General features: G+C 67.4%; 30 protein-coding genes. 7 read left to right on the forward strand and 23 right to left on the reverse strand.

The window, feature by feature from the left end; genetic code table 11:
- Positions 1 to 46: 46 nt before the first annotated feature.
- On the reverse strand, positions 47 to 1,687 hold the full coding sequence (locus J8I35_RS19495; RefSeq protein WP_209926630.1) for a methyl-accepting chemotaxis protein: 1,641 nt from the start codon (positions 1,685 to 1,687) through the stop codon (positions 47 to 49).
- A gap of 239 nt (positions 1,688 to 1,926) precedes the next feature.
- Here J8I35_RS19495 and J8I35_RS19500 point away from each other — a divergent pair, with 239 nt between their 5' ends.
- Positions 1,927 to 2,217 (forward strand): YciI family protein, encoded by a 291-nt coding sequence (locus J8I35_RS19500; protein ID WP_050014820.1) that lies wholly within the window; start codon positions 1,927 to 1,929, stop codon positions 2,215 to 2,217.
- A gap of 141 nt (positions 2,218 to 2,358) precedes the next feature.
- On the opposite strand, the gene J8I35_RS19505 is transcribed toward J8I35_RS19500, so the two are convergent.
- The 5 genes from J8I35_RS19505 to J8I35_RS19525 are packed head-to-tail and all read right to left on the reverse strand — an operon-like array spanning position 2,359 to position 6,441.
- The gene (locus J8I35_RS19505) at positions 2,359 to 2,976 is read right to left on the reverse strand and encodes an SCO family protein (RefSeq protein ID WP_209926632.1); all 618 of its coding nucleotides are present in this window, start codon (positions 2,974 to 2,976) and stop codon (positions 2,359 to 2,361) included.
- A gap of 18 nt (positions 2,977 to 2,994) precedes the next feature.
- A complete protein-coding gene (gene cyoE, locus J8I35_RS19510; RefSeq protein ID WP_050014816.1) occupies positions 2,995 to 3,897 on the reverse strand; it encodes a heme o synthase in 903 nt (300 codons plus the stop codon).
- 8 nt (positions 3,898 to 3,905) lie between these two features.
- Entirely contained in the window at positions 3,906 to 5,018 is a 1,113-nt protein-coding gene (locus J8I35_RS19515) for a COX15/CtaA family protein (protein ID WP_050014814.1), read from the reverse strand.
- 25 nt (positions 5,019 to 5,043) lie between these two features.
- Positions 5,044 to 5,670 carry a cytochrome c oxidase subunit I gene (locus tag J8I35_RS19520; RefSeq protein ID WP_050014811.1) on the reverse strand — a complete coding sequence of 209 codons (627 nt, stop codon included), beginning with the start codon at positions 5,668 to 5,670 and terminating at the stop codon, positions 5,044 to 5,046.
- Between the two features lie 60 nt (positions 5,671 to 5,730).
- Positions 5,731 to 6,441 carry an SURF1 family protein gene (locus tag J8I35_RS19525; RefSeq protein WP_244140617.1) on the reverse strand — a complete coding sequence of 237 codons (711 nt, stop codon included), beginning with the start codon at positions 6,439 to 6,441 and terminating at the stop codon, positions 5,731 to 5,733.
- An 84-nt stretch (positions 6,442 to 6,525) separates the two neighbouring features.
- On the opposite strand from J8I35_RS19525, the gene J8I35_RS19530 reads away from it, so the two are divergent.
- Positions 6,526 to 6,735 (forward strand): twin transmembrane helix small protein, encoded by a 210-nt coding sequence (locus J8I35_RS19530; protein WP_006477735.1) that lies wholly within the window; start codon positions 6,526 to 6,528, stop codon positions 6,733 to 6,735.
- Positions 6,736 to 6,908: 173 nt separating this feature from the next.
- Here the strand turns inward: J8I35_RS19530 and J8I35_RS19535 are convergent, their stop codons facing one another.
- From J8I35_RS19535 to J8I35_RS19570, 8 genes are all read right to left on the reverse strand, one after another.
- Positions 6,909 to 7,766 carry a cytochrome c oxidase subunit 3 gene (locus tag J8I35_RS19535; protein WP_050014804.1) on the reverse strand — a complete coding sequence of 286 codons (858 nt, stop codon included), beginning with the start codon at positions 7,764 to 7,766 and terminating at the stop codon, positions 6,909 to 6,911.
- 153 nt (positions 7,767 to 7,919) lie between these two features.
- Complete coding sequence (locus J8I35_RS19540; RefSeq protein ID WP_050014802.1) at positions 7,920 to 8,120, reverse strand: DUF2970 domain-containing protein; 201 nt, start codon at positions 8,118 to 8,120, stop codon at positions 7,920 to 7,922.
- Between the two features lie 16 nt (positions 8,121 to 8,136).
- Positions 8,137 to 8,754, reverse strand: coding sequence for a cytochrome c oxidase assembly protein (locus tag J8I35_RS19545; protein ID WP_124593424.1), 618 nt, complete (start codon positions 8,752 to 8,754; stop codon positions 8,137 to 8,139).
- Between the two features lie 35 nt (positions 8,755 to 8,789).
- Positions 8,790 to 8,930, reverse strand: a complete 141-nt coding sequence (locus J8I35_RS19550; protein ID WP_089435671.1) for a cytochrome oxidase small assembly protein — start codon at positions 8,928 to 8,930, stop codon at positions 8,790 to 8,792.
- An 80-nt stretch (positions 8,931 to 9,010) separates the two neighbouring features.
- Complete coding sequence (ctaD, locus tag J8I35_RS19555) at positions 9,011 to 10,618, reverse strand: cytochrome c oxidase subunit I (protein ID WP_050014798.1); 1,608 nt, start codon at positions 10,616 to 10,618, stop codon at positions 9,011 to 9,013.
- Positions 10,619 to 10,661: 43 nt separating this feature from the next.
- Entirely contained in the window at positions 10,662 to 12,260 is a 1,599-nt protein-coding gene (gene coxB / locus J8I35_RS19560; RefSeq protein WP_209926635.1) for a cytochrome c oxidase subunit II, read from the reverse strand.
- A gap of 56 nt (positions 12,261 to 12,316) precedes the next feature.
- Complete coding sequence (locus J8I35_RS19565) at positions 12,317 to 12,841, reverse strand: DUF2244 domain-containing protein (protein WP_050014795.1); 525 nt, start codon at positions 12,839 to 12,841, stop codon at positions 12,317 to 12,319.
- A 195-nt stretch (positions 12,842 to 13,036) separates the two neighbouring features.
- The gene (locus J8I35_RS19570; protein ID WP_209926636.1) at positions 13,037 to 14,002 is read right to left on the reverse strand and encodes a methyltransferase domain-containing protein; all 966 of its coding nucleotides are present in this window, start codon (positions 14,000 to 14,002) and stop codon (positions 13,037 to 13,039) included.
- 81 nt (positions 14,003 to 14,083) lie between these two features.
- Here J8I35_RS19570 and J8I35_RS19575 point away from each other — a divergent pair, with 81 nt between their 5' ends.
- Both J8I35_RS19575 and trmL read left to right on the forward strand, forming a co-directional pair.
- Positions 14,084 to 14,881, forward strand: coding sequence for a phosphoribosyltransferase family protein (locus J8I35_RS19575; RefSeq protein WP_209926638.1), 798 nt, complete (start codon positions 14,084 to 14,086; stop codon positions 14,879 to 14,881).
- 100 nt (positions 14,882 to 14,981) lie between these two features.
- Positions 14,982 to 15,452 (forward strand): tRNA (uridine(34)/cytosine(34)/5-carboxymethylaminomethyluridine(34)-2'-O)-methyltransferase TrmL, encoded by a 471-nt coding sequence (gene trmL, locus J8I35_RS19580; RefSeq protein ID WP_124556154.1) that lies wholly within the window; start codon positions 14,982 to 14,984, stop codon positions 15,450 to 15,452.
- A 34-nt stretch (positions 15,453 to 15,486) separates the two neighbouring features.
- Here trmL and J8I35_RS19585 read toward each other — a convergent pair whose 3' ends face one another.
- From J8I35_RS19585 to J8I35_RS19605, 5 genes are all read right to left on the reverse strand, one after another.
- Positions 15,487 to 16,011 (reverse strand): O-acetyl-ADP-ribose deacetylase, encoded by a 525-nt coding sequence (locus J8I35_RS19585; RefSeq protein ID WP_050014787.1) that lies wholly within the window; start codon positions 16,009 to 16,011, stop codon positions 15,487 to 15,489.
- 91 nt (positions 16,012 to 16,102) lie between these two features.
- Positions 16,103 to 17,101 carry an NAD(P)H-dependent glycerol-3-phosphate dehydrogenase gene (locus tag J8I35_RS19590; protein WP_050014785.1) on the reverse strand — a complete coding sequence of 333 codons (999 nt, stop codon included), beginning with the start codon at positions 17,099 to 17,101 and terminating at the stop codon, positions 16,103 to 16,105.
- A 25-nt stretch (positions 17,102 to 17,126) separates the two neighbouring features.
- Positions 17,127 to 17,618 (reverse strand): protein-export chaperone SecB, encoded by a 492-nt coding sequence (secB, locus tag J8I35_RS19595; protein ID WP_006481561.1) that lies wholly within the window; start codon positions 17,616 to 17,618, stop codon positions 17,127 to 17,129.
- 107 nt (positions 17,619 to 17,725) lie between these two features.
- A complete protein-coding gene (grxC, locus tag J8I35_RS19600) occupies positions 17,726 to 17,986 on the reverse strand; it encodes a glutaredoxin 3 (protein WP_006477722.1) in 261 nt (86 codons plus the stop codon).
- Complete coding sequence (locus tag J8I35_RS19605) at positions 17,983 to 18,405, reverse strand: rhodanese-like domain-containing protein (protein WP_050014781.1); 423 nt, start codon at positions 18,403 to 18,405, stop codon at positions 17,983 to 17,985. Before J8I35_RS19605 ends, grxC begins: the two co-directional genes overlap by 4 nt.
- A 136-nt stretch (positions 18,406 to 18,541) precedes the next feature.
- Between J8I35_RS19605 and gpmA the strand changes: the two genes are divergently transcribed.
- The 3 genes from gpmA (at position 18,542) to moeB (ending at position 21,935) form a co-directional block, all read left to right on the forward strand.
- On the forward strand, positions 18,542 to 19,288 hold the full coding sequence (gpmA, locus tag J8I35_RS19610) for a 2,3-diphosphoglycerate-dependent phosphoglycerate mutase (RefSeq protein WP_050014779.1): 747 nt from the start codon (positions 18,542 to 18,544) through the stop codon (positions 19,286 to 19,288).
- 236 nt (positions 19,289 to 19,524) lie between these two features.
- A complete protein-coding gene (locus J8I35_RS19615) occupies positions 19,525 to 21,078 on the forward strand; it encodes a S41 family peptidase (RefSeq protein ID WP_050014777.1) in 1,554 nt (517 codons plus the stop codon).
- 104 nt (positions 21,079 to 21,182) lie between these two features.
- Entirely contained in the window at positions 21,183 to 21,935 is a 753-nt protein-coding gene (moeB, locus tag J8I35_RS19620; protein ID WP_050014775.1) for a molybdopterin-synthase adenylyltransferase MoeB, read from the forward strand.
- A gap of 68 nt (positions 21,936 to 22,003) precedes the next feature.
- Here moeB and ptsP read toward each other — a convergent pair whose 3' ends face one another.
- The 4 genes from ptsP to gshB all read right to left on the reverse strand — a co-directional run bounded on the left by ptsP (position 22,004) and on the right by gshB (position 25,985).
- Positions 22,004 to 23,776, reverse strand: coding sequence for a phosphoenolpyruvate--protein phosphotransferase (gene ptsP / locus J8I35_RS19625; protein WP_050014919.1), 1,773 nt, complete (start codon positions 23,774 to 23,776; stop codon positions 22,004 to 22,006).
- Positions 23,777 to 23,977: 201 nt separating this feature from the next.
- The gene (locus J8I35_RS19630; RefSeq protein WP_006477716.1) at positions 23,978 to 24,247 is read right to left on the reverse strand and encodes an HPr family phosphocarrier protein; all 270 of its coding nucleotides are present in this window, start codon (positions 24,245 to 24,247) and stop codon (positions 23,978 to 23,980) included.
- A gap of 79 nt (positions 24,248 to 24,326) precedes the next feature.
- Entirely contained in the window at positions 24,327 to 24,797 is a 471-nt protein-coding gene (locus J8I35_RS19635; RefSeq protein ID WP_050014761.1) for a PTS fructose transporter subunit IIA, read from the reverse strand.
- A 231-nt stretch (positions 24,798 to 25,028) separates the two neighbouring features.
- Positions 25,029 to 25,985 carry a glutathione synthase gene (gene gshB, locus J8I35_RS19640; RefSeq protein WP_124593426.1) on the reverse strand — a complete coding sequence of 319 codons (957 nt, stop codon included), beginning with the start codon at positions 25,983 to 25,985 and terminating at the stop codon, positions 25,029 to 25,031.
- Positions 25,986 to 26,002 lie beyond the last annotated feature (17 nt).

Consider the following 26,002-nt stretch of genomic DNA (forward strand, 5'->3'; position numbering starts at 1 on the left):
CTTTTTCGTCGATGCATCGGCTCATCAGCCCATCGGCCGACACCCGTCACGCCGCCACCACCTCGTCGACCGCCTCCGCGCCGCCGAATGCCGGTTCGGCCGCCCTGCCGCCGGCCTCGCGCGCCGACGGGCCGCCGGTATTGCCGACCCGGAACGAACCGACCGCATCGCGCAGCCGCGCGGCCTGTTCCTGCAGCGACGCGGCCGCCGCCGCCGCTTCCTCGACCAGCGCCGCGTTCTGCTGCGTCACCTGGTCCATCTGCGTGACGGCGCGCCCGACCTGCGTGATGCCGCTCGCCTGCTCCTCGGACGCGGCCGCGATCTCGCCCATGATGTCGGTCACGCGCGCGACCGCCTGCAGGATCTCGCCCATCGTCGTGCCGGCCTGGCCGACCAGCGTCGAGCCGTTGCGCACGCGCTCGACCGAATCGACGATCAGCGCGCGGATCTCCTTCGCGGCCGTCGCGCTGCGTTGCGCGAGCGAACGCACCTCGCCCGCGACCACCGCGAAGCCGCGGCCCTGCTCGCCCGCGCGCGCGGCCTCGACTGCCGCGTTCAGCGCGAGGATGTTGGTCTGGAACGCGATGCCCTCGATCACGCCGATGATGTCGGCGATCTTGCGCGAGCTGTCGTCGATCTCGCCCATCGTGCCGATCACGCGGTTCACGACGTCGCTGCCGGTGCGCGCGATGTCCGACGCATTGTTCGCGAGCCCGCTCGCCTGCCGCGCGTTGTCCGCGTTCTGCTTCACCGTCGCGGTCAGTTGCTCCATGCTCGCGGCCGTTTCCTCGAGCGACGCGGCCTGCTCCTCGGTGCGCTGCGACAGGTCGTCGTTGCCGGCCGAGATCTGGCGGCTCGCCGACGCGATCGCTTCGGCCGACTGGCGAATCCCGCCGATCGTCGCCTGCAGCCGCGCCTGCATGTCGTGCATCGCGGCCATCATGCTCGTGCGGTCGCCGGCGCGCACCGGCACCGGCTGCGTGAGGTCGCCCTGCGCGATGCGCGCCGCGAGCGCGGCCGCTTCGTCCGGCTCGCCGCCGAGGCTGCCGCGCACGTTGCGGATGATCACCAGCATCGCCGCGCTGATCACGAAGCCGATCACGAACACCACGGCCAGATGGCCGAGCAGCGTCCGGTAATAGACGGTGTCGATGTCCTTCAGGAACACGCCGCTCGAGATGTTCCAGTCCCACGGCGCGAACCGCGTGACGTAGCTGATCTTCGGCACGGCCGTCTCGCTGTGCGGCAGCCGCCCGCGATATTCGGCGAACCCGCTGCCGGTCGCCTTCGCCGCGTTCAGGATCGTCACGAACAGCGGCTTGCCGTCCGGATCGAGATAGTCGCCGACCTGCGTGTCGACGAGCTTCGGCAGCGTCGGGTGCATCAGCACGACCGGCTTCGAATCCATCACGAACACATAGCCCGAATCGCCGTAGCGCATCGCGGCGAGGCGCGCGAGCGCGTCGCGCTTCGCGTCGGCCTCGGGCATCGTGCCGCTCTGCGCGAGCGCGTGATAGGCCTTCACGATGCCCGCCGCCGAGTCGACGAGATTCGCGATGCCGGCCTTGCGTTCGGCGAGCATCGTCGCGCGCGTCTCGTAGGCGCTCCATGCGCCGACGCCCAGAAGACCGATCCATACCAGCGCAAGCGCGAGCCACAGCTTGCGGTTCAAACTCATTCTGCTCATCTGCGTGCCTCTGTCGATGTCGATGCATCCGGCGCGCGAACGGCCTGCCGCGCGCAAACGGTTGCTCTTTCATTTACGGCACCGAGGCTTACATCTTGAATACGCGCCGCCGCGGCGAACCGGCGATCGACAGGCACGCCGTCCGTCACGCGCCGGCGCCGGCGCGACAGCCCGCGTCCGCTGTGCTAAAAAGACCGGCGGCCGGCGCGCCAAGCGCCGGCATCATTCCAGGGCCATCCATGTACGTCATCGACATCCACTACACCGCGTCGCTCGAGCGCATCGACGACGCGCTCGAACGCCACCGCGCGTATCTGCAGCCGCAGTTCGACAAGGGCATCTTCATCGCGGCGGGGCCGAAGGTGCCGCGCTCAGGCGGCATGATCCTCGCGGCCCGCATCGATCGCGACGAACTCGACGCGATCCTCGAAACCGACCCGTTCGTCACCGAGGGGCTCGCCACCTATCGCGTGACGGAATTCCGGATCACGCGCGCCGCGTCCGGCTTCAACGTGCCGGCGCTGCCGTAACGCGGCTTCGGCGCAATACGCGCACATGCCGACGCGCCGCCCGGCGGGCAGCGCATGCGCACGACGAAGCGAGCGGGAAAACGTGACGGCGCGAAACGGCCGTCACGCGAAACGCCGGGCCGCGCGCCCGGCGGCTGCCGGTCAGTCGACCAGCAGCTTCAGGTCGTGGACCCACGGCGCCGGGCCCTGGCCGTCACGCACGAACAGGCGCAGCTTGCCGTCGCGGTCGAACACGTAGCTCGCGGCCGTGTGATCCATCGTGTAGCTGCCGGGCGTCTTGCCGGGCACCTTCGCGTAGTACACGCGGAAATCCTTCGTGACCGTCTTGAGCGCCGCTTCGTCGGCCGGCCGCAGGCCGATGAACGACGGATCGAACGCGGGCACGTACTGGCCGAGCAGCGCCGGCGTGTCGCGTTCCGGATCGACGGTGACGAACAGCACCTGCACGCGCTTCGCGGCATCGGGCCCGAGCTGCTTCAGCGCTTCGGACAGCTCGGCCATCGTGGTCGGGCACACGTCCGGGCAGTGCGTATAGCCGAAGAACATCACGACGGCTTTGCCCTTGAAGTCGGCGAGCGTGCGGACCTTGCCGGTCGTATCGGGCAGCGAGAAGTCGCTGCCGAACTGCGTGTTGCCGGTGATGTCGAGATTCTGGAATTTCGGCGCGTTGTCGCATCCGGCGAGCAGCAGCGCTGCCGTGAATGCGCACGCGAGCATCCAGCCTTGGCGCGCGCGGCGCCCGAACCGTGATGGGAGCATTGCGTTCAAACCGTGCGGTTACACGCCGAGCAGCGGGCGTGCATAGTGATCGACGAGCAGCGCGACAAACAGCAGCGACAGATAGACGATCGAGTAGCGGAAGGCCTTGCGGGCGAGTGCGTCCGAATAGTCGCGATGGATCTTCCACGCATACGCGAGGAACACCGCGCCGAGCAGCACCGCGCTCGTCAGGTAGACGGCCCCGCTCATCCCGGAAATGAACGGCATCATCGTGACCGCGAACAGGATCACCGTATACAGCAGGATGTGCAGCCGCGTGAACTTCTCGCCGTGCGTGACGGGCAGCATCGGCAGCCCGGCATTCTCGTAATCCTTGCGGCGATAGAGCGCGAGCACCCAGAAATGCGGCGGCGTCCACACGAAGATGATCAGCACGAGGATCCACGCGTCGCCCGGCACCGCGCCGGTGACGGCCGCCCAGCCGAGCGCCGGCGGCATCGCGCCCGACGCGCCGCCGATCACGATGTTCTGCGGCGTCATCGGCTTGAGCAGCAGCGTGTAGACCACCGCGTAGCCGACGAACGTCGCGATCGTCAGCCACATCGTCAGCGGATTCGTGAACGTGTAGAGCGTCCATGCGCCGACGCTGCCGAGCACCGCCGAGAACAGCAGGATCTGCGGCGTCGTGATCTCGCCGCGCGCGGACGGACGCCACGCGGTACGGCGCATCATCGCGTCGATCTTCTGTTCGACAAGGCAGTTGATCGCGAACGCGGCGCCGGCCAGCAGCCAGATGCCGACGGTGCCGCCGATCAGCACGTGCCACGGCACCATGCCCGGCGTCGCGAGGAACATGCCGATCACCGCGCAGAACACCGCGAGCTGCGTGACACGCGGCTTCGTCAGCGCCATGTACTGGGAAAAGCGGCTACCGGGCGATTGGGAGAGGGTGCTTTGCATGGAGACGGTCACGCCGGGGCGACGTCGCGCGCAGGCTGCGCGACACGGCCGGGGCGGCTTGAAAGGATGCGAAAGTTTAACATGACGACGAGCAGCAGCAGGATCGCGGCCCCGCCGTTGTGCGCGACGGCGACGGGCAGCGGCCACTGCAGCACGATGTTGGTCAGGCCCGTCACGAACTGCAGCAGCACGACCAGCAGCACGCCGTTCGCGGGCCGCCGCAGCGATTCGAAGCGGCGCATCTTCAGCGCGAACGCGACCAGGTACGCGACCACGACGAACGCGAACGTGCGATGCGTCCAGTGGATCGCGACCAGCGCGTCCTGCGTGATCGCGTCGCCGTCCTTCGTCATCCCGAGCGCGCGCCACAGGTGGAAGCCGTGCTGGAAGTCCATCGGCGGAATCCACTGGCCGTTGCAGGTCGGGAAGTCGGTGCACGCGAGCACCGCGTAGTTGGTGCTCACCCAGCCGCCGAGCGCGATCTGCACGACCAGCAGCACGAGCGCCGCGAGCGCGGCCGCACGGTAGCGGCCGGCCTCCGGGTCATGCGACGGCAGCGGCGTCTGCCGCGCCGCGAGCCAGCCGAGCGTGCCGAGCAGCGTGAGGCCGAGCAGCAGGTGGATCGTGACGATCACCGGTTGCAGCTTCATCGTGACCGTCCATGCGCCGAACGCACCCTGCACGAGTATCAGCAGCAGCAGGCTCGTCGGCCACCACGGCGACACGTGCAGCGGGCGGCGGCGCAGCCGCGCGGCCCACGCGATCGCCACCTGCGCGATGATCAGCACGCCGATCGCCATCGCGAAATAGCGGTGGATCATCTCGATCCACGCCTTCGTCATGCTGACGGGCCCGGTCGGCATCGCCTGGTGCGCGGCCGTGATCGCGGCGTGCGCGATGAACGGCGACGACGTGCCGTAGCAGCCGGGCCAGTCGGGGCAGCCGAGCCCCGAATCGGTCAGCCGCGTGAAGCCGCCGAACATCACGAGATCGAGCGTCAGGAACGTGGTGATCCACACGAGCTTGCGGAACTTGTCGTCGTCGGCCTTCACCCACACGTACGACAGCGGCAGCAGCGCGATGCACGCGCCGATCAGGCCGAGTTGCAGTAGATACGACATCGGAATGGTGCCTCGTTCTCTCGCCTTAACCGATGCTCGACCACTTCAGCAGCTTCGTCACGTCCGACTTGATCTTGCTGGGATTCGGGTCTTTCGGGAAACGCATCATCAGGTTGCCGTTCGGGTCGACCATGTAGATGTGGTCGCTGTCCTTCGTGCCGGCATCGGCCGGCAGCCACGCGGCCACCGCGGCCGGATCGGCGACGAGCCGGCGCGTGTCCGGGTAAGCATCCAGCACCTTCTGCGGCGTCGCGCCCGCATCGCTGCGCAGCCACACCATCGTGATCCGGTGCCGCTCGCCCGCCTGCGTGACGCGGATCTGGCGCATGAAATAGAGCTTCTGCGCGCACGCGTCGTCGCACGCGCTGCGGTCGGTCATCACGAACAGCCAGACCCCGCGCAGCGACGACAGCGGCACCGTCTTGCCGGTTTCGTCGGTGACCTGCAGATCCGCCGGGATCGGGCGCTGCGGCTCGATCAGCGTGCCGTAGTTCGTCGATCCGCCCTTCGGCTTGATTACGTAATAGGTGAAGTACGACGCGATCATCGGCGCCGCGCACACGAGACCGAGCAGCACGAGCATCCAGCGGCCGCGCTTGCGGGCCGCAGGCGACATCGGCGCAGCGGCCGGACCCTGACGGGAAGATTGCATGGACAAATCAGACCTCTCGAAACGAACCCGCGGCGCCGGCGCCGCGTCCTGGCATGACGCTCACGCGCCGGCCGACTTCTTCGCCGCACGCCGCGCGGCGTACAGGCCGAAGCCGAGCGCGGCCGCCGCCATCGCCCACCACTGAAACATGTAACCGTAATTGCGCTCGACGCCGGTCGTCGCCGCCGGCCAGTCGCGCACGAGCTTGTCGCCGTCGTCGCTCGTCTGCTGGATCACGAACGGCTGCAGCGGCAGCCCGGTTTCCTTCGCATACGCGGCGACGTCGAGGTTCTGCCGGATCTTCTGGTGCGCGGCCGACCCGCCTTCGCCGAGCTCGAACGCCCGCGACGCATCCGCGCGCGCGATGCCGACGATCTCGACGTCGCCCGCCGGCGTCGCGAACGGCTCGATCGCCGTGCGATCGGCGATGTTGCGCGGCAGCCAGCCGCGGTTCACGAGCACGACGCCGCCGCCCGTGAGTTTAAACGGCATCACGACGTAAAAACCCGGCTGGTCGTTATACGGCCGATTGTCGAGAAACACCGCCTGCTCGGGCAGGAAACGGCCCTTTGCCCGTACGCGATGAAACTCGATCGACGCGAGCGGCACCGGCTGCGCGCCGAGCTCGACCGGCGCCGCCTGCTCGTAGCGCGCGATGCTCGCCTGCAGCGCTTCCTTCTGGTGCGCGCGGTCGCGCTGCCAGAAACCGAGCCGGATCGTGACGGCGACGACGACGAGGATCAACAGCGCAGGCAGCCAGCGAATCTTCATCGGGCGGCCCGCCCGGCGCGTTCGCGAAAGCGAAGTGCGATAATTATCCTCTTCCTTTCGAATTGCCGTCGTCCGGTTCGCGTCATGCACATACTCGTTCCCATCGCCTTCGTCCTCATCATTGCCAGCATGGGCTCGGCGCTCTACTTCATGATGCACGACCGCGGCCATACGAAGCGCATGGTCTGGTCGCTCGCCACCCGCGTCGGGCTGTCGGTGTCGTTGTTCCTGCTCATCCTGTTCGCGAACTGGATGGGCTGGATCCATTCGACCGGTTTGCCGATCGGACGTTGATGCCGTCGCCGCGCCGGCCGCTGTGACATTTAGCCGCACGGCCGCGCCACCAAGTAAAAGCGCCGCCTGACTGAGTCGCGGCGGCGCCAGGGTGGTGTCGCGCGCAGCGTCGCCGCCGCGCCCGCGACACCAATGAAAACGGCCCGCGCATCGCTGCGCGGGCCGTTTTCCATTTACAGCCAGTAGACGACGACGTACAGGCCGAGCCAGACGACGTCGACGAAGTGCCAGTACCACGCGGCGCCTTCGAATGCGAAGTGATGATCGGGCTTGAAGTGGCCGCGGATCATCCGCACCAGCACCACCGCGAGCATCGTGCCACCGAGGAACACGTGGAAGCCGTGGAAGCCGGTCAGCAGGAAGAACGTCGAACCGTACACGCCCGAGTTCAGCGTCAGGTTCAGTTCGTTGTATGCGTGGTAGTACTCGAAGCCCTGCAGGAACAGGAAGCAGACACCGAACACGAGCGTCGCGGCGAGCCACGCGATCGCCTTCTTGCGATGATCGTCGCGCAGCGCGTGGTGCGAGATCGTCAGCGTCACGCCCGACGACAGCAGGAACGCGGTGTTCAGCGTCGGGATCGGCCACGGGCCCATCGTCTTGAAGTGACCGGCGAGCGCGGCGGGGCCTTCGTTCGGCCACACGGCGGAGAAGTCCGGCCAGATCAGCTTGTAGTCGAGGCTGCCGAGCTGGTGCAGCGCGATTTCACGCGCATAGAACAGCGCGCCGAAGAATGCGCCGAAGAACATCACTTCCGAGAAGATGAACCAGCTCATGCTCCAGCGGTACGACTTGTCGACGTTCTTGCCGTATTGACCGCCTTCCGATTCGGCGATCGCGTCGCCGAACCAGTGATACAGCGTGAAGAGCAACCACAGCAGGCCGAGCAGCGCCGCATACGGCGCCCAGTCGTGACCGTTGATCCACAGCGCTGTCGACCCGAGCATGACCAGCAGGCCGATGGCCGCGCTGATCGGATGCTGCGACGGATGCGGCACGAAATAGTACGGGGTCTGGTTTTGACCGCTCATGCTTGATTCTCCACTTCAGTCCAATTTGTGTACCGGAAACCGCTCCGGCTTTATTTCTTGCGCGGCGAGACCGCCACCGCTCTTCCCTGCACGCCGCGCCGTGGCGCCGCGCACTGCATTCTTTCGAGGCAGCGGGCCGCTAGCCGCGCGCCTTCAGCCCACGACCGCACGCACGATCAGGATCAGCACGCCGATGAACACGCCGGCCGCGAGCAACGCGACGATCAGCACGTGCAGCGGATTGAGCTGCGTCGCGTCGGCCTCCAGGTCGCGCCGCTTGCGCACCCCGAAGAACGACCACAGCACCGCTTTCAGCGCCTGACCGAACGTCCCGCTCCGCTTGGTTTCCGTCATCGCCCCGTCTCCTTCGTCATGCGTCCGGCTTCACCGCACCCTGCGCCGCCGTACTGCGCTGCGCCGGCGCCGGCGTGGCCGGGGTATTCAGCTCGAAGAACGTGTACGACAACGTGATCGTCTTCACGTCCTTCGGCAATTTCGGGTCGATCACGAACACCACCGGCATCTTGCGCGACTCGTTCGCGGTCAGCGTCTGCTGCGTGAAGCAAAAACATTCGATCTTCTTGAAGAACTCGGTCGCCTGCTTCGGCGCGTAGCTCGGAATCGCCTGTGCGACGACCGGCCGGCCCTGCCCGTTCGTCACGTCGTACACGATCGTCGTCAGTTCGCCCGGATGCACGTCGAGGCTGTTGTGCTCCGGCTTGAACCCGAGCGGCCCGCGTGCGTTCGCATCGAACTCGACCGACACCGTGCGGCTGGTGTCGACCTGCGAGTTCTTCACCTCGCGCTCGCTGACATCGCGCTGCACCAGGTTGTTGATGCCGGTGATCTGGCAGATCGCCCGATACATCGGGATCAGCGCGAAGCCGAAACCGAACATCAGCCCGGCCACGACGAAGAGCTTCACCAGCATCGAACGATTGAACGCGCGATCCACGGCGCCCGCTTCCGGCTCTTCCGGCTTCGACATACGACGACTTCCTCGCTACTGCGTCAGTTGCTGCATCAGTGGGTGGACAGCCACCACTGCTTGATCACGACACCCACGAAAAAAACGGCGGCGATGACGAGCAGGGTGAGGCCGAGCCGCTTGTTGCCCGCGCGAATCTGCTCGGGCGTTCGTCTTTCTGATGGATTCCGGGTCATCTGAAACTTCGCTGAAACTTCCGTTCCGCGCCCGCCGCGCCTGCCTGCGCGGCAGGCAGCGGCGGAACGCTCGGTGAAACTTACTCGACGTGCGGCGGTTGCTCGAACGTGTGGAACGGAGCCGGGCTCGGCACCGTCCACTCGAGGCCCGTCGCGCCATCCCACGGCTTGTCCGACGCCTTTTCCAGGTCGCCGCCGCCGCGGTAGGCCGGCAGCGCGACCGCGAACAGGAAGTACACCTGCGCGAGGCCGAAGCCGAATGCGCCGATCGTCGCCACCTGGTTGAAGTCCGTGAACTGCGCCGGGTAGTCCGCATAGCGGCGCGGCATGCCCGCGAGACCGACGAAGTGCATCGGGAAGAACGTCAGGTTGAAGAAGATCATCGACGCCCAGAAGTGGATCTTGCCGCGCGTCTCGTTGTACATCCAGCCCGTCCACTTCGGCGCCCAGTAATACCAGCCCGAGAACAGCGCGAACAATGAGCCGGCCACCAGCACGTAGTGGAAGTGCGCGACCACGAAGTAGGTGCCGTGATACTGGATGTCGAGCGGCGCCATCGCGAGCATCAGGCCCGTCAGGCCGCCGAACGTGAACACGAACAGGAAGCCGATCGCGAACAGCATCGGGGTTTCGAACGTCATCGAGCCGCGCCACATCGTCGCGAGCCAGTTGAACACCTTCACGCCCGTCGGCACCGCGATCAGCATCGTCGCGTACATGAAGAACAGCTGGCCGGTGACCGGCATGCCCGTCGCGAACATGTGGTGCGCCCAGACCATGAACGACAGGATCGCGATCGACGCCGTCGCGTACACCATCGAGCTATAGCCGAACAGCGTCTTGCGTGCGAACGCCGGGATCACCTGCGACACGATCCCGAACGCTGGCAGAATCATGATGTACACCTCGGGGTGGCCGAAGAACCAGAAGATGTGCTGGTACATCACCGGGTCGCCGCCGCCTGCCGCGTTGAAGAACGACGTGCCGAAGTGGCGGTCGAACAGCACCATCGTGATCGCGCCTGCCAGAACCGGCATCACGGCGATCAGCAGGTACGCGGTGATCAGCCACGTCCACGCGAACATCGGCATCTTCATCAGCGTCATGCCCGGTGCGCGCATGTTCAGGATCGTCACGACGATGTTGATCCCGCCCATGATCGACGACGCGCCCATGATGTGGACCGCGAAGATCGCGAAGTCCATGCCCGGGCCCATCTGCGTCGACAGCGGTGCGTACAGCGTCCAGCCGGCGGCCGTCGCGCCGCCCGGCGCGAAGAACGAGCCGACCAGCAGCACGGCCGCGACCGGCAGCAGCCAGAAGCTGAAGTTGTTCATCCGCGCGAACGCCATGTCGGATGCGCCGATCTGCAGCGGAATCATCCAGTTCGCGAAGCCGACGAACGCCGGCATGATCGCGCCGAACACCATGATCAGGCCGTGCATCGTCGTGAGTTCGTTGAAGAACTCCGGACGCATGATCTGCAGGCCCGGCTCGAACAGCTCGGCACGGATGCCGAGCGCCATCACGCCGCCCGACAGGAACATGATGAACGAGAACAGCAGGTACAGCGTACCGATGTCCTTGTGGTTGGTGGCGAACAGCCAGCGACGCCAGCCGTGCGGGGCTTCGTGCGCGTGGTCGTCGTGCGCGTGGTCCGCGGCTACGTCGTGCCCGATGCTAGACATGAGAATCTCCTAATGCGAATACGTCGACTAACTCAGCGACACGTCAAGCCGCCGGGCCGATCTCGACACGCCGGGCTTCCTTCGCGTCAGCCCCGCCCGTGATCGTTTCCGGCTTTTTGAGAATAATGTGGTCTTCCGCCACGCCTGCTGCCTTCAGCGCATCGCGCACGGCCTGCGCCCGATGCTTCGCCAGTTCGGCGTTCGCGTCGGCCGAGCCCGTCTTGTCGGTGAAGCCCGACAGCGCGAGCTTCGCGTCCGGATGCGCCTTCGCATAGTCGGCCGCGGCGGCGATCGCCGCCTTCGCGTCGGCCGGCAGCACGCTCTTGCCCGTCTCGAAGTAGATCGTCGACAACGCGGCCGATGCCGCTGCCGCCGGCTGCTCGGCGCCCGACGCGGCTTGCGCCGGCGCCGAAGCCGCTTCGGCCGGGGCCGTTGCCGTCGCCGCGCCTGCCGTGTCTTCCGGCAGCTTGCCGTTGCGTGCGTCGGCCACTTGCTTCGGCTGCAGCAGGTCGTTCTTGTGGTTGCCCCACGAGTTGCGTTCGTACGTGACGACCGAAGCGATGTCGAGGTCCGACAGCGACGCCCACGACGGCATCGCGCCCTTGCCGTGCAGCACGCGCTCGACGTGCGCGGCGATCGGGCCGTTCACGATCGGGCTGCCGTCCATCGCCGGGAATGCGCCGAGGCCCTTGCCGTTCACCTGGTGGCAGGCCGCGCAGTTCGCCTTGTAGACTTCCTCGCCGTGCGCGACGAGTTCGGCCATCGTGTAGACCTTGTTCGGATCGACCGCCGCGCCGGCCAGCTTGGCCTTCTGCGCGGTGACCCACTTCGCGTAATCGTCGTCCGACAGGACAACGACTACGACCGGCATGTATGCGTGTTCCTTGCCGCACAGCTCGGTACAGAAACCGCGGAACGTGCCGACCTTGTCGGCCTTGAACCACGTGTCGCGCACGAAGCCGGGGATCGCATCCTGCTTCACGCCGAACGCGGGCACGTACCACGAGTGGACGACGTCGTTCGCGGTCGTGATGATGCGGATCTTCTTGTTGACCGGCACGACGAGCGGATTGTCGACTTCCTGCAGATAGGTGTCGGTGATCGGCTTCTTGCCCATCACTTCGTCGCGCGGGGTGGTCAGCGTCGACAGGAAGCCGATGCCCTCGCCCGGGCCCTTCACGTAGTCGTAGCCCCACTTCCACTGGTAGCCGGTGACCTTGATCGTGAGATCGGCGTTCGTCGTGTCCTTCATCGCGACGACGGCCTTCGTCGCCGGCAGCGCCATCAGCACGACGATGACGAACGGCACGATCGTCCAGATGATCTCGACGGTCGTGCTTTCATGGAAATTGGCGGCCTTGTGGCCCTTGGATTTGCGGTGCGCGAAGATCGAATAGAACATCACGCCGAATACGCCGACGAAGATCACCGTACACAGGATCAGCATCATCGTGTGGAGATCGTAGAGCTCCTCGGCGATCTTCGTGACAGGCGGCTGAAAGTTGATCTCGTTGACACGGGGGCCGCCCGGGCTATCACCGACCGCCAGGGCCGCACCGGCAAAGAGCAATCCGCTGCATGCCAGCACGCCCGCGAGGGCTCGCTTGATTGTTTTCATAGCATCCTTACCCAAAATTTCCATTCAAACCCTCCCCCGTCGCAAGCCGCCGGCCCGTTCCGGCCGATGACCGCGCCTCGTCAGCCGCAGCGCCTGAGCGACACGCGCAGTTCGTCGGCGAACTGCGCACGCTTGTACTGCGCGAGATGCTGCCCGATCACGACGGTCTGCCCGCGCGATACCAGTCGAATCGGATCGCGTGGCGTCGCACCCGGCTCGACCCGCACCCAGCGCGGGTTGAATTCGATCTGCGTGAGCCGCTCCGCATCCATCCGCTCGATCACGAGCCGGTGCGGAAACAGCCTGATGCGCTCGTAATCGACCGCATGGCGAGCATAGATCGCAAATGCGACACCCACCGCCAGCAACTCGATGCCGGTGAAGGGCATGACGAGCCAGGCCCCTCTCCACATCAGCAACGCCGCGATCGCCAGCGAGAAGCCCGCGAGCGACGCATAAAACAGCACGAACTGGCGTGGCGACACCGAACAGTTGCGTTTCATCAGCCAGTCTTCGAGGACCGGTTCGCTGTCCGCCGTCTTCGCCAAAACGCTCGCTGCTTCCATCGCCGCCTCACGCGAATGGCATGCGATGCATGCCTGCATCGGACTCGTCGCCCCGTATTGCGGGGACCCCGGGACGACAAGCTGACGCATTATAGGCGGGTTCAATGGCATCCACAAGCAAGCGCCTATCGCCCGCCAAGCCAAGCGCGACAAGCTTTCCGGCCGTTTTTGCCGCCAATTCGACCCCGCTTTGCGCCGCTAATTTCGGACATAACAAAACCCCTCTTTACCGCTTTACCGATTCTTCGGACGCCCCTTGCCGATGTCCTCGATGCGCACGATCCCGTGCCCTTCCGCGGTCGTGCGCGGCACGGCCTTCCATGCGTGGCCGTAGATCACCTCGAACGTGAGCGGGATCGTGCCGTCCTCGCGCCGGCGCGCGTCGAGCGCATCGCCGAGCGCCGTGCGAAAGCGCCGCGTCGCATGCTGCGGCGCCGTGCGCTCGAACGGATAGGCGCCCCAGCGGCGCACGTCGGCGAGCAGCGTATCGGGGGATTGGTAGGTGACGGTCAGCACTTCCTGGTCCATCACGGGAATTTCGAAGCCGCTCTCGACGAGCATGTCGCCGAGGTCGTGCATGTCGACGAAATCGATCACGCGCGCGGCGGGCGGCGCGACGCCGAGCGCCGCTTCGGCGTCCGCGCAGGCCGCGCGCAGCTCGCGCAGCGTGTCGGGGCCGAGCGTGCTGAACATCAGCAGCCCATTGACGCGCAGCACGCGCTGCCATTCGGGGAAGACGGTATCGGGACGCGAATGCCAGTGGAGCGCGAGATTCGACCAGATCAGGTCGAACGCGCCGCCGGCAAACGGCAGCGCGGCGAAGTCGGCCTGCGCGACGCGCGCGCCGCGCTGGCCCAGCGCCCGGCCGAGCGACGCCGGCAGCCAGCGGCGCCAGGTGGTCTGCTCGACCTCGCGCTGACCGGCCCGCGCGAGCATCGCGCCGGACAGGTCCACGCCGAACACCGGCGCTTCCGGAAAGCGCGCGCGCAGCGCCGGCAGGTCGTCGCCCGGGCCGCAGCCCGCGTCCAGCACGGCCGCGGGGCTCACCTTGATGTATTCGAGGCGCTCGTTCATCCGCTGCGCGATCTCGCGCGGCAGGAACGCAACCGCGTCGAACGTGGCGGCACGGCGATCGAAGATCCGCCGCAGGCGCCTGGCGTCATTGGCCGGACGGCCGGTTGAAGTCGAAGCTGGGGACATGTCGGGCACACTGGCGAAGAGCCCGAAGTATACTCGCTCGCCTCGCAAGCTTCATTGAGGCGGCATGCCAGGAGTGTTGCGATGGTCCGCGGTTCCGCCGAGCGCACGATGCGCGTCGTTTTGTCGCAGGTTCGCGCGCTGGTCGTGCGCGTCGCCGCGGTCACGCTACCGAATCGCTGTGCATTGTGCGGCAATTTGTCACACGTGGTGATTTGCGGCGCCTGCGATGCCGCGTACTGGAATGAAGCGCGGCTGCGCTGCGAGGTTTGCGCGGTGCCGCTCGGTGTCGGGCACGCGCGGTCACGCGGCGGCGGTCGCAGCGGCGTCGGTAGCACGTCCGCGTACCGGTGCGAAACGTGCCGCACCGCGCCGCCGCCGTTCGACGCGACGCTCGCGCTCGCCGATTACCGCGCGCCGCTCGACGAGCTCGCGCGCGGCCTGAAGTTTCACGCACGGCTCGCGCTCGGCGGCGAATTCGCGGCCCGGCTGGCGCGGCTGGTCGACGATACGCGCGGCGCGAGCGGCTTCGATCTCGTCGCGCCGGTGCCGTTGTCGCACCGGCGACTCGTCGCGCGCGGCTACAACCAGGCGTGGGCGATCGCGCGTCCGCTCGCGCGCCGGCTCGGCGTGCCGGCGGACGCAGCCTTGCTCGCGCGCGTCGCCGACACCGCGCCGCAGTCGCGGCTCGACCGGCACGCACGGCGCGACAACGTGATGGCGGCTTTCGCGGTGGCAAGCGGCGTCGCCGGCCGCCACGTCGCGCTCGTCGACGACGTGATGACGTCCGGCGCGACGCTCGCGGCGGCCGCGCAGGCGCTGAAGGCGGCGGGCGCCGTGCGCGTGACGAATCTGGTTGCGCTGCGCACCGCCAGGGATTAATTAGATAGAGAGGCCGGCCGCCCGCAGGCGGCCGTCACGAACCGGCCGGCCGGGAACTCGCGCGCATCGCGCGGCCCCGTCGGCCCAGCCAAACCGAAACATGTTCAACGTCGTCCTCGTCGCCCCCGAAATTCCGCCGAACACCGGCAACGTGATCCGCCTGTGCGCGAACACCGGCGCGCACCTGCACCTGATCGAGCCGCTCGGCTTTCCGCTCGACGACGCGCGGATGCGTCGCGCCGGCCTCGACTATCACGAGTATGCGCAGATGCGCGTGCACCGCGACTGGGACGCGTTCGTCGCCGCCGAAGTGCCCGATCCCGCGCGGATGTTTGCGTTCACGACGCGCGGCTCGGGCCGCTTCCACGATCACGCGTTCCTGCCCGGCGACTGGTTCGTGTTCGGCTCGGAAACGCGCGGCCTGCCCGCCGAGCTGCTCGAACGCTTCCCGAACGAACAGCGCGTGCGCCTGCCGATGCGGCCGGACAACCGCAGCCTGAACCTGTCGAACACGGTCGCGGTGGTCGTGTTCGAGGCGTGGCGCCAGGCCGGCTTCGAGGGCGGCGCCTGACGCGCGCCGGACGCGCCCCGCGGCGCTGAAGGCGTCAGGTTCGCGCGAGCCGCGCGCAGTACAGGTCGTAAATGTCGGGGGAAAAGCACGCGAATATCACGCGTGCGAGGCTCGGCGCCTGCGGCAGCATTTCGGCGACGGTGCCGACTGCAATGTCGACGGCCTCGCCGGCCGGATAGCGATAAATACCGCAACTGATCGCCGGAAACGCGATCGACGTCGCGGCGACTTCCTCGGCCAGTTCGATCGCGCGCCGGTAGCACGACGCGAGCAGATCGGCCTCGCCGCGCGCGCCGCCGTACCAGACCGGCCCGACCGCGTGGATCACGTAGCGCGCCGGCAGCCCGTGGCCGCGCGTGAGCTTCGCGTCGCCGGTGTCGCAGCCGCCGAGCGTGCGGCACTCGGCGAGCAGGCCGGGGCCGGCCGCGCGGTGGATCGCGCCGTCGACGCCGCCCCCGCCGAGCAGCGAGCCGTTCGCCGCGTTGACGATCGCGTCGACGTCGAGCGTCGTGATGTCGACGCGTTGCGCATCGAGCGTGGTGGAATGGATCTGCAGCATGACACCCTCGCGGAACGCCGGAGACGATTCAAGCGTAGTCCGCTTTGGCGCCGCGCGCCCGGCGCAATCGTGCCGGCGATCGCGGCCCGTGCTACTCGGCGCGCGCGTCGCGGCGCAGCAAGCCGCTGACGGCGTCGCGCGGCGCGATCCCGTCGAACAGCACGCCGCACACGGCTTGCGTGATCGGCATGTCGATCGACTGCGCGCGCGCGAGCGCCAGCACGGCCTGCGCGCAGCGCACGCCTTCGGCCACGTGGCCGAGCGCGCCGAGGACGTCGTTCAGCGTGCGGCCGGCCGCCAGTTGCAGGCCCACCGTGCGGTTGCGCGACAGGTCGCCCGTCGCGGTCAGGATCAGGTCGCCGAGGCCCGTGAGGCCCGTGAAGGTTTCCGCGCGGCCGCCGAGCGCCACGCCGAGCCGCGACATTTCCGCGAGGCCGCGCGTGATCAGCGCGGCGCGCGCGTTCAGCCCGAGGCCGAGGCCGTCGGAAATGCCGGTCGCGATCGCCAGCACGTTCTTCACCGCGCCGCCGACCTCGACGCCGACCACGTCGTCGCCCGTATAGATCCGCATCGCGCCGTGATGGAACGCGGCAAGCGTGCGCTCGCGGCATTCGGCCGACGCGCTCGCCACCGTCAACGCGACGGGCAGCGACTGACCGACCTCGCGCGCGAAGCTCGGCCCCGACAGCACGCCGTTGCTCTGCTGTTCGGGCAGCTCGGCCGCGATCACCTGATGCGGCAGCAGATGCGTGTCGGCCTCGAAGCCCTTGCAGACCCAGACGACGTGCGCGGGCACGCAGCCCGCGTCGCGCATCGCGTGACACAGCGTGCGCAGCCCGGCCACCGGCGCGGCGATCACGCACAGCGCGTCGTCCGCGGCGCCATGCGCGAGCGCGGCGCCGAGATCGGCGTCGTAGCGCAGCGCGTCGGGCAGCGCGATGCCGTCGAGATAGCGGGAATTTTCGTGCCGGGCCTGCAGCCCGGCGATGAGCGCGGCGTCGCGCGCCCACAGAAGCGTATCGTGCCGCGCGGCCAGATGGCCCGCGAGCGCGGTGCCCCAGGCACCGGCGCCGAGAACGGCTACTTTCATACCCAGCACCGGTCCGAGCGAAACGTCAGTTCAGCGTCGTGCCATTCGGCGCGCCGTTCGGTGCACCTGCCGCGCCGGCCTGCTGCTGAAGCTGCGCGAGACGCTGCTCGTACAGCGCCTGGAAGTTGATTTCCGCGAGGTGGATCGGCGGGAAGCCGGCGCGCGTGATCGCGTCGGCGATGTTCGAGCGCAGGTACGGGAACAGGATCGTCGGGCACGCGATGCCGACGAGCGGATCGAGCTGTTCGTCCGGAATGTTGCGGATGTCGAAAATGCCCGCCTGCTTCGCTTCGATCAGGAACGCGACCTTGTCCTTCACCTTCGCGGTGACGGTACCCGACACGACGACTTCGAACACGCTTTCCGCGAGGCGGTCGGCCTTGACGTCGACTTCGACTTCAACCGACGGCATGTCCTGCTCGAGGAAGATCGCCGGCGAATTCGGCTGCTCGAGCGACATATCCTTCAGGTAGACGCGCTGGATGTTGAAGAACGGTTGGTTTTCGACGTCGGACATGGTGTTTCCCTAAAAGTGGTGACGGGGCGGCCCGGCTGTTCGCCGGCCGCCACGGATGAATCCTGCGCGCCCAAGCCGCGGCGCGGCCGGCGGCCATTCTGCCCTAATCAGGCCGCTTGCAGAAGCGGCACGAGGCCGCCTTCGCGGTCGAGCTTCGACAGATCGTCGTAACCGCCGACGTGCGTGTCGCCGATATAGATCTGCGGCACCGTGCGGCGCCCCGTGCGCGTCATCATTTCCTCGCGGCGGGCCGGATCGCGATCGATCAGCACCTTCTCGATCTGCTCGACGCCGCGCAGCTTCAGCAGGCGCTCGGCCTGCATGCAATACGGACACACCTGCGTGCTGTACATCAAAACCTTGTTCACTTCGCCACTCCTTGTTTGACGACCGGCATCCCGGCCTGCTGCCAGGCGGCCACGCCGCCCTCGAGCACGTGCACCTCGGCGTAACCCGCCGCCTCGACCTCGCGCGCCGCCTTCTGCGACTGCTGGCCGTTCTGGCAGACGAGCAGCACCGGGGTGCTCTTGTTCTTCGCGACCTGCGCAATTTTCGCGCCGATCTCGCCCGCCGCGACCTGACGCGCCGACGGCAGATGGCCGGCGGCGAAATCGGACGCGGTGCGCAGGTCGATCACGACCGCGTTGCGGCGATTGATGAGCTGCGTCGCCTCCGCGGCCGACAGGCCGCCGCGGCCACGGCGCAGGGCCGGCCATGCCAGCAGGCCGCCGGAAACCAGCAGGATCGCGATAAGGGCCAGGTTCGTGTAATTGGTAAAGAACGTCACGGAATGTCGCCGGAAAAAGAGAAATCGGATGAGGACAATCCGACCATTATAAAATAACCGCCTTGCGCGATGGCGGGCCCGGTCCGGGCGCCGCGCGACGCGCCCCGCTTCCCTCTCACTACCGACCGCAAGATCCATGTACAAACTCGTTCTCATCCGCCACGGCGAATCGACGTGGAACAAGGAAAACCGCTTCACCGGCTGGGTCGACGTCGACCTGACCGAACAGGGTCGCAACGAGGCCTACCAGGCCGGCGAATTGCTCAAGGAGGCCGGCTACACGTTCGACATCGCGTACACGTCGGTGCTCAAGCGCGCGATCCGCACGCTGTGGCACGTGCAGGACAAGATGGACCTGATGTACCTGCCGGTCGTCCATTCGTGGCGCCTGAACGAGCGCCACTACGGCGCGCTGTCGGGCCTCAACAAGGCGGAAACGGCCGCGAAGTTCGGCGACGAGCAGGTGCTCGTGTGGCGCCGCAGCTACGACACGCCGCCGCCCGCGCTCGAGCCGACCGACGAGCGCGCGCCGTTCAACGATCCGCGCTACGCGAAGGTGCCGCGCGAGCAGCTGCCGCTCACCGAATGCCTGAAGGACACGGTCGCGCGCGTGCTGCCGCTGTGGAACGAGTCGATCGCGCCGGCGGTGCGCGCCGGCAAGCAAGTGCTGATCGCCGCGCACGGCAACTCGCTGCGCGCGCTGATCAAGTACCTCGACGGCATCTCGGACAGCGACATCGTCGGCCTGAACATCCCGAACGGCGTACCGCTCGTGTATGAACTCGACGAGAACCTGAAGCCGATCAAGCACTACTACCTCGGCGACGCGGACGCGATCGCGCAGGCGCAGGCCGCCGTCGCGAAGCAGGGCAAGGCGGGCTGACGCCCGGCGCGGCGCCGGGCCCGGCCTCGGCCCGCACGCCGCGCGAACCTTCCCGGCCCTGCCGCGGTCGAATCCGCTTTCGAACCCCGCAGCGCGCCCGGCGGCGCCCCGGCCGGGCCCTCAGCGGCCTTTTCGACGCTTTTCGCGCCGTTCCACTGAGTAATCGGACGAACAGTTATACTTGTCCGCTACATCCCCGCTACCGCCACGCGCTTCCCGACCGCACCAGACTCTCTATGCGAATGAATTTGAAGAACATCGGCCTGATTGCCGCGGGCCTCGCCACGGGCGTGTTCGCCACGCTGCAGGTTTCCGCATCGGCCGAGCAGACCGCCACGGCGCCGCTTCCCCTCGACCAGCTCCGCCTGTTCGCGGAAGTATTCGGGCAGATCAAGCGCGAGTACGTCGAACCGGTCGACGACAAGAAGCTGCTGACGGCCGCGATCAAGGGCATGGTGTCGAGCCTCGACCCGCACTCGTCGTTCCTCGACAAGACCGACTATGACGAACTGCAGGAGCAGACGAAGGGCCGCTTCGCGGGCCTCGGCATCGAGATCTCGCAGGAAGACGGCCTCGTCAAGGTGATCTCGCCGATCGAGGATACGCCCGCGTTCCGCGCCGGCATCCGTCCGGGCGACCTGATCACGCGCATCAACGACAAGCCGGTGCGCGGCATGACGCTCGACAAGGCCGTCAAGCAGATGCGCGGCGAGCCGGGCACCAAGGTCACGCTGACGATCTTCCGCAAGAGCGACGACCGCACGTTCCCGGTCACCGTCACGCGCGCGATCATCAAGGTCCAGAGCGTGAAGATGAAGATGCTCGATCCGGGCTACGCGTACGTCCGCATCACGAGCTTCCAGGAGCGCACGACGCCCGATCTCGCGCAGAAGCTGCAGGACATCGCGCGCCAGCAGCCGAACCTGAAGGGCCTGATCCTCGACCTGCGCAACAACGGCGGCGGCCTGCTGCAGAGCGCGGTCGGCGTGGCCGGCGCGTTCCTGCCGCCCGACTCGGTCGTCGTGTCGACCAACGGCCAGATCCCCGATTCGAAGCAGGTCTACCGCGATACGTACGACAACTATCGCCTGCCGTCCTTCGACGGCGATCCGCTGAAGAACCTGCCGCCGGTCTTCAAGACCGTGCCGATGATCGTGCTGACGAACGCGTATTCGGCGTCCGCGTCGGAAATCGTCGCCGGTGCGCTGCAGGATTCGAAGCGCGCGCAGATCATGGGCAAGACGACGTTCGGCAAGGGTTCGGTGCAGACGGTCCGCCCGATGACGGCCGACACCGCGCTGCGCCTGACCACCGCGTACTACTACACGCCGAGCGGCCGTTCGATCCAGAACAAGGGCATCACGCCGGACGTGCCGGTCGATCAGTACGCGGACGGCGATCCGGACGACGTGCTCGTGACGCGCGAGGTCGACTACACGAACCACCTCGCGAACACGCAGGACCCGAACGAGAAGAAGGAACAGGAAGAGCGCGAGCAGCGCCGGCTGGATCAGCTGCGCATTCTCGAGGAGCAGAACGACAAGAAGACGCCGGAGCAACGCCAGAAGGATCGCGATCGCAAGCCGATCGAGTTCGGCAGCGCCGACGACTTCATGATGCAGCAGGCGCTCAACAAGCTCGAAGGCAAGCCGGTCCAGGCGTCGAAGTCGCTGCTCGCCGAGAGCACGACGAAGGGCCCGGCCGCCAAGGCCGCCACGGCGGCGAAGGCATCGGGCGCGAGCGCCGCGAAGCCGGCTTCCGCACCGAAGCCCGCGTCGGCGCCGCAGTAAGCGCCGGGCGGCATCCAACGGGCCATCGCGGGAAGACCGCGATGGCCCGTTTTTCATGCGCGCCTAAAATAACGAACGTCCGCCCGCCTCGCTCACGATTCCCCATGAACGACGATCAACTCCTTCGCTATTCCCGCCACATCCTCGTCGACGAAATCGGCATCGACGCGCAGCAGCGCTTTCTCGATGCGCATGCGATCGTCGTCGGCGCGGGCGGCCTCGGCTCGCCGGCCGCGATGTATCTCGCGGCGTCGGGGGTCGGCACACTCACGCTCGTCGACGCCGATACGGTCGACCTCACGAACCTGCAGCGGCAGATCCTGCACGGGACGGCGTCGGTCGGCCGCAGCAAGGTCGAATCGGGGCGCGACGCGCTCGCGCAGCTGAATCCCGAGGTGACGGTGAACGCGGTCGCGGCGCGCGTCGACGACGCGTGGCTCGATGCGCACGTGCCGCACGCGAGCGTCGTGCTCGACTGCACCGACAACTTCGCGACGCGGCATGCGATCAACCGCGCATGCGTCGCGCACGGCGTGCCGCTCGTGTCGGGCGCCGCGCTGCGCTTCGACGGCCAGATCAGCACGTTCGATTTCCGCGACGCAGCCGCGCCCTGCTATGCGTGCGTGTTCCCGGAAGACCAGCCGTTCGAGGAAGTCGCGTGCGCGACGATGGGCGTGTTCGCGCCGACCGTCGGGATCATCGGCGCGATGCAGGCGGCCGAGGCGCTGCGCGTGATCGGCGGCATCGGCAAGACGCTCAGCGGGCGGCTGATGATGCTCGATTCGCTGCGAATGGAATGGACGACGATGAAGATCGCGCGCCAGGCCGACTGCCCCGTGTGCGGGGGCCGGCACTGACGCGCGACGGGCATGCGCCAGAGCGCGCATGCGTGACACTTCTCTACCGTTAGCGGCGGCGAAAACGCCTACGCGGCCGCATCCGCGCGCGGCTCGGCGACCGACAGCCGCTGCAGCGCCGCCTGCACTTCTTCCGGCTCGAACGCAGCCAGCACGTCGGCCGTCGGCTTCTCGAGCGCCTTCAGGTGCGCGCGCAGGATCTCCTGCTTCACGACGAGCAACTGGCTCGGGTGCATCGAGAACTCGGTGAGCCCCATCCCGAGCAACAGGCGCGTGAGCGCCGGGTCGCCCGCCATCTCCCCGCACACCGACACCGACACGCCCGCGCGCTTCGCCTCGCGCAACGTGTACGCGATCAGGTGCAGCACGGCCGGATGCAGCGGGTCGTACAGGTGCGCGACCGCGTTGTCGGCGCGATCGATCGCAAGCGTGTACTGGATCAGGTCGTTCGTGCCGATCGACAGGAAATCGAAGCGCTTCAGGAACAGCGGCAGCGCGATCGCCGCGGCCGGAATCTCGATCATCGCGCCGAGGCGCACGTTCGGATCGTATGCGAGCCCCGCGTCGTCGAGCTGGCGTTTCGCCTCGCGGATCAGGTCGAGCGTCTGGTCGATCTCCTGCGCATGCGCGAGCATCGGGATCAGGATCTTCACCTGGCCGAACGCGGACGCGCGCAGGATCGCGCGCAACTGCGTGAGGAACATCTGCGGCTCGGACAGGCTCCAGCGGATCGCGCGCAGCCCGAGCGCCGGGTTCGGCGCCGTTTCGTAGCCTTCGTCGAGCGCCTCGAGCGGTTTGTCGGCGCCGACGTCGATCGTGCGGATCGTCACCGGCATGCCCTTCATCCACTCGACGGCGCGCTTGTATGCGGCGAACTGCTCCTCCTCTTCCGGCATCGCCTTCTGATGCATGAACAGGAACTCGGAGCGAAACAGACCAACGCCGACCGCGCCGGCCTCGACGGCCGCCTTCGCGTCGTCGGGCAACTCGATGTTCGCGTACAGGTCGATCTTCGTGCCGCACAAGGTTTGCGTCGGCGAAAACTTCAGGCGCTGCAGCTTGCGTTGCTCGAGCAGCTTCTCGGACTGGCGATACGAGTATTCCTCGAGGACGATCGGCGCCGGATCGACGATCACGATGCCCTGGTCGCCATCGACGATGATCAGGTCGTCCTGGCGGATCAGCGAACTCGCATGCTGGACGCCGACCGCGGCCGGAATGCCGAGGCTGCGCGCGACGATCGCCGTGTGCGACGTGCGGCCGCCGAGATCGGTGACGAACGCCTGGAACGACTGCGTCTTGAACTGCATCATGTCGGCCGGCGCGATGTCGTGCGCGACGACGATCATCTCGTTCGTGCCGTTGCGGGCCGCGCGATCGAGCGCCTGCGACGCGGACGGCGCGCCGGCGAGCGCCTTCAGCACGCGCTCGACCACCTGCTCGATGTCGGCCTTGCGCTCGCGCAGGTATTCGTCCTCGATGTCGTCGAAATGGCGCGTGAGCAGTTCGAGCTGCTCGGTCAGCGCCCATTCGACGTTGTAGCGGCGCGTGCGGATCAGGTCGATGGTTTCCTGCACGAGCATCTCGTCGCTCAGGATCATCGTGTGGACGTCGATGAATGCGCCGACTTCGCTCGGCGTGTCGTCGGTCAGGTCGGCGCGCAGCGCTTCGAGCTCGCGACGCACGACGTCGAGCGCCGTGCGGAACCGCTCGACCTCGGCGTCGGTCTGGTTGACCTCGATCAGGTAATGGGCGACGTCGAGCGCCGCCGGCGCGATCAGGTACGCTCGCCCGATCGCGATACCTCGTGAGACGGGAATGCCATGCAGCGTGAAGGACACGCGCACCTCCTCTGTACAAGTAAAGCCGCGGCACACTGCTGCGATGCGCTTATGACCCCGGTTAGCGATTATAAATTCCGCGACTCCCTGTTGACTGCATGCAGCGCAGCATTGCGCATTTCGCATCAATGCTTCCGACGAAAAAAATGCCGCGACATCCGCGGCATTCCGACTGGAAACGGCAACGATCGCGCGTCGCGATCACTGGCCTTCGCCAAACTTGTCGGCGATCAGCTTCAGCAGCGCGTCCATCGCTTCCCGCTCGTCGGGACCTTCGGTCTCGATCGTCACGGTGCTGCCGATGCCGGCCGCCAGCATCATCACGCCCATGATGCTCTTCGCATTGATCTTGCGCCCGTTGCGTGTCATCCAGACTTCCGACTGGAAGTTGCCGGCCAGTTGCGTAAGCTTGGCCGATGCGCGCGCATGGAGCCCCAATTTATTGACGATGGTGGTTTCTTGTTGAAGCATGATTCTCGGTCGGATCGGTCGGGACCGCCGGCGGCGCGCGCAGGCGGGTCGGTCTAAAACGAAAAACGGAGACGGAGGCTCAGGGCGATTCGGTGCGCGGCTGCGGTTCGGGCGGAATCGGCGCGCACTGGCCGCAGCCGGTTTCGCTCGGCGGCGGCGGCGTGCCGGACGACACCTCGTGGACGCCCTTCGCGCCGCCGGACAGCGCCTTGTCGACCAGCTTGTCGAGCGGCACGGTGCGGTAGCAGACGGCCCGCACGAGCATCGGCAGGTTCACGCCGGCCAGCACGCGCACGTTGTCGAGCTTCGCGAGCTGGCCCGCGATGTTCGCGGGCGTCGCGCCGTACATGTCGGTCAGCACGACCACGCCGTTCTCTTCGCGCAGCCGCGCAAGTTCCGCGTGCGCGAACGCCATCACCTGGGCCGGATCGCTGTCGGCCATCACGTCGATGCAGCCGATGCGGGCGGGCACGCCGCCGTAGATGTGCGCGATGCAGTCCCGCAGCGCGGTGGCGAGCGGCGCGTGCGCGATGATCAGGATCCCGGCCATGTCAGATCGCTCCCGGCCGCCCCTGGCGGGCCGATACCCCGCGGCGGGGCAATGAGCGTAGCGAGTATGGGGAACGTTTCATGTTCAGCCTTGCAACAGTGTCGGCCCGACCGCCGGGCCTTCGGTGCGCCGATCACGGCACCGGGCAAGCGGGCATTGTAGCAGGCCGGTCAAGCTGCTCCGGCGACGGGGGACCTGCGCGGCCGCCGCCGGAGTTGCGCGGGAGGCGGCCTACGCGGCCGCACGCTCCAGCGCGTCGATGAACATCGCGGCGACGTCGAAGCCCGTCTGTTCCATGATCTCGCGGAAGCACGTCGGGCTCGTGACGTTCACCTCGGTCAGCCAGTCGCCGATCGCGTCGAGCCCGACCAGCAGCAGCCCGCGCGACGCGAGCACCGGCCCCAGCGTGTCGGCGATCTCGCGATCGCGCGGTGTGAGCGGCTGCGCGACGCCGAGCCCGCCCGCGGCCAGATTGCCGCGCACCTCGCTGCCCTGCGGAATCCGCGCGAGCGAATACGGCACCGGCTCGCCGCCGATCAGCAGGATGCGCTTGTCGCCGGCCTTGATCTCGGGAATGAACTTCTGCGCCATCACCGAGCGCGTGCCGTCGTGGCTCAGCATCTCGACGATCGAGCCGAGGTTCATGCCGTCCGGCTTCACGCGGAACACGCCCATCCCGCCCATCCCGTCGAGCGGCTTCAGGATCACGTCGCCGTGCTCGGCGTGGAACGCGCGCAGACGCTGCGCGTCGCGCGTGACGAGCGTCGGCGCGACGAACTGCGGAAACTCGCCGATCGCGAGCTTCTCCGAATGATCGCGGATCGACTGCGCCTTGTTGAACACGCGTGCGCCGGCGCGCTCGGCCAGCTCGAGCAGCCACGTCGACGTCACGTATTCCATGTCGAACGGCGGATCCTTGCGCATCAGCACCGCGCCGAACGATTCGAGACGGCGCGCGTCGACCGCGCCGGCTTCGAACCAGGTGTCGCGATGCAGGTCGTCCAGTTCCCCGACGAACGTGATGCGCCGCACGTCGGCCTCGACCGCCGAGCCCGTCCACGCGAGATGGCGCGGTTCGCACGCGTACACCGCATGCCCGCGCCGGGCGGCCTCCGCCATCATCGCGTAGGTCGAATCCTTGTAGATCTTGAAACGCTCGAGCGGGTCGGCGATAAAAAGAATGTCCATGCGGGTCCTGTACGTAG

Source organism: Burkholderia sp. CpTa8-5 (assembly GCF_017815045.1).
GTDB classification, from domain to species: domain Bacteria; phylum Pseudomonadota; class Gammaproteobacteria; order Burkholderiales; family Burkholderiaceae; genus Burkholderia; species Burkholderia sola.

Coding starts and splice junctions, on each gene's coding strand:
- gpmA (WP_050014779.1), top strand. CDS start 18,542: ATGTACAAACTCGTTCTCATCCGCCACGGCGAATCGACGTGGAACAAG.
- J8I35_RS19505 (WP_209926632.1), bottom strand. CDS start 2,976: ATGCTCCCATCACGGTTCGGGCGCCGCGCGCGCCAAGGCTGGATGCTC.
- J8I35_RS19635 (WP_050014761.1), bottom strand. CDS start 24,797: ATGGCCGGGATCCTGATCATCGCGCACGCGCCGCTCGCCACCGCGCTG.
- coxB (WP_209926635.1), bottom strand. CDS start 12,260: ATGGAAATTTTGGGTAAGGATGCTATGAAAACAATCAAGCGAGCCCTC.
- J8I35_RS19545 (WP_124593424.1), bottom strand. CDS start 8,754: ATGTCGAAGCCGGAAGAGCCGGAAGCGGGCGCCGTGGATCGCGCGTTC.
- J8I35_RS19570 (WP_209926636.1), bottom strand. CDS start 14,002: ATGTCCCCAGCTTCGACTTCAACCGGCCGTCCGGCCAATGACGCCAGG.
- J8I35_RS19590 (WP_050014785.1), bottom strand. CDS start 17,101: ATGAAAGTAGCCGTTCTCGGCGCCGGTGCCTGGGGCACCGCGCTCGCG.
- moeB (WP_050014775.1), top strand. CDS start 21,183: ATGAACGACGATCAACTCCTTCGCTATTCCCGCCACATCCTCGTCGAC.
- J8I35_RS19630 (WP_006477716.1), bottom strand. CDS start 24,247: ATGCTTCAACAAGAAACCACCATCGTCAATAAATTGGGGCTCCATGCG.
- J8I35_RS19615 (WP_050014777.1), top strand. CDS start 19,525: ATGCGAATGAATTTGAAGAACATCGGCCTGATTGCCGCGGGCCTCGCC.
- J8I35_RS19585 (WP_050014787.1), bottom strand. CDS start 16,011: ATGCTGCAGATCCATTCCACCACGCTCGATGCGCAACGCGTCGACATC.
- J8I35_RS19495 (WP_209926630.1), bottom strand. CDS start 1,687: ATGAGCAGAATGAGTTTGAACCGCAAGCTGTGGCTCGCGCTTGCGCTG.
- J8I35_RS19515 (WP_050014814.1), bottom strand. CDS start 5,018: ATGTCGTATCTACTGCAACTCGGCCTGATCGGCGCGTGCATCGCGCTG.
- J8I35_RS19565 (WP_050014795.1), bottom strand. CDS start 12,841: ATGCAGGCATGCATCGCATGCCATTCGCGTGAGGCGGCGATGGAAGCA.
- J8I35_RS19535 (WP_050014804.1), bottom strand. CDS start 7,766: ATGAGCGGTCAAAACCAGACCCCGTACTATTTCGTGCCGCATCCGTCG.
- J8I35_RS19540 (WP_050014802.1), bottom strand. CDS start 8,120: ATGACGGAAACCAAGCGGAGCGGGACGTTCGGTCAGGCGCTGAAAGCG.
- ctaD (WP_050014798.1), bottom strand. CDS start 10,618: ATGTCTAGCATCGGGCACGACGTAGCCGCGGACCACGCGCACGACGAC.
- cyoE (WP_050014816.1), bottom strand. CDS start 3,897: ATGCAAAGCACCCTCTCCCAATCGCCCGGTAGCCGCTTTTCCCAGTAC.
- J8I35_RS19550 (WP_089435671.1), bottom strand. CDS start 8,930: ATGACCCGGAATCCATCAGAAAGACGAACGCCCGAGCAGATTCGCGCG.
- J8I35_RS19575 (WP_209926638.1), top strand. CDS start 14,084: ATGGTCCGCGGTTCCGCCGAGCGCACGATGCGCGTCGTTTTGTCGCAG.
- trmL (WP_124556154.1), top strand. CDS start 14,982: ATGTTCAACGTCGTCCTCGTCGCCCCCGAAATTCCGCCGAACACCGGC.
- J8I35_RS19520 (WP_050014811.1), bottom strand. CDS start 5,670: ATGCAATCTTCCCGTCAGGGTCCGGCCGCTGCGCCGATGTCGCCTGCG.
- J8I35_RS19500 (WP_050014820.1), top strand. CDS start 1,927: ATGTACGTCATCGACATCCACTACACCGCGTCGCTCGAGCGCATCGAC.
- J8I35_RS19525 (WP_244140617.1), bottom strand. CDS start 6,441: ATGAAGATTCGCTGGCTGCCTGCGCTGTTGATCCTCGTCGTCGTCGCC.
- gshB (WP_124593426.1), bottom strand. CDS start 25,985: ATGGACATTCTTTTTATCGCCGACCCGCTCGAGCGTTTCAAGATCTAC.
- J8I35_RS19530 (WP_006477735.1), top strand. CDS start 6,526: ATGCACATACTCGTTCCCATCGCCTTCGTCCTCATCATTGCCAGCATG.
- secB (WP_006481561.1), bottom strand. CDS start 17,618: ATGTCCGACGTCGAAAACCAACCGTTCTTCAACATCCAGCGCGTCTAC.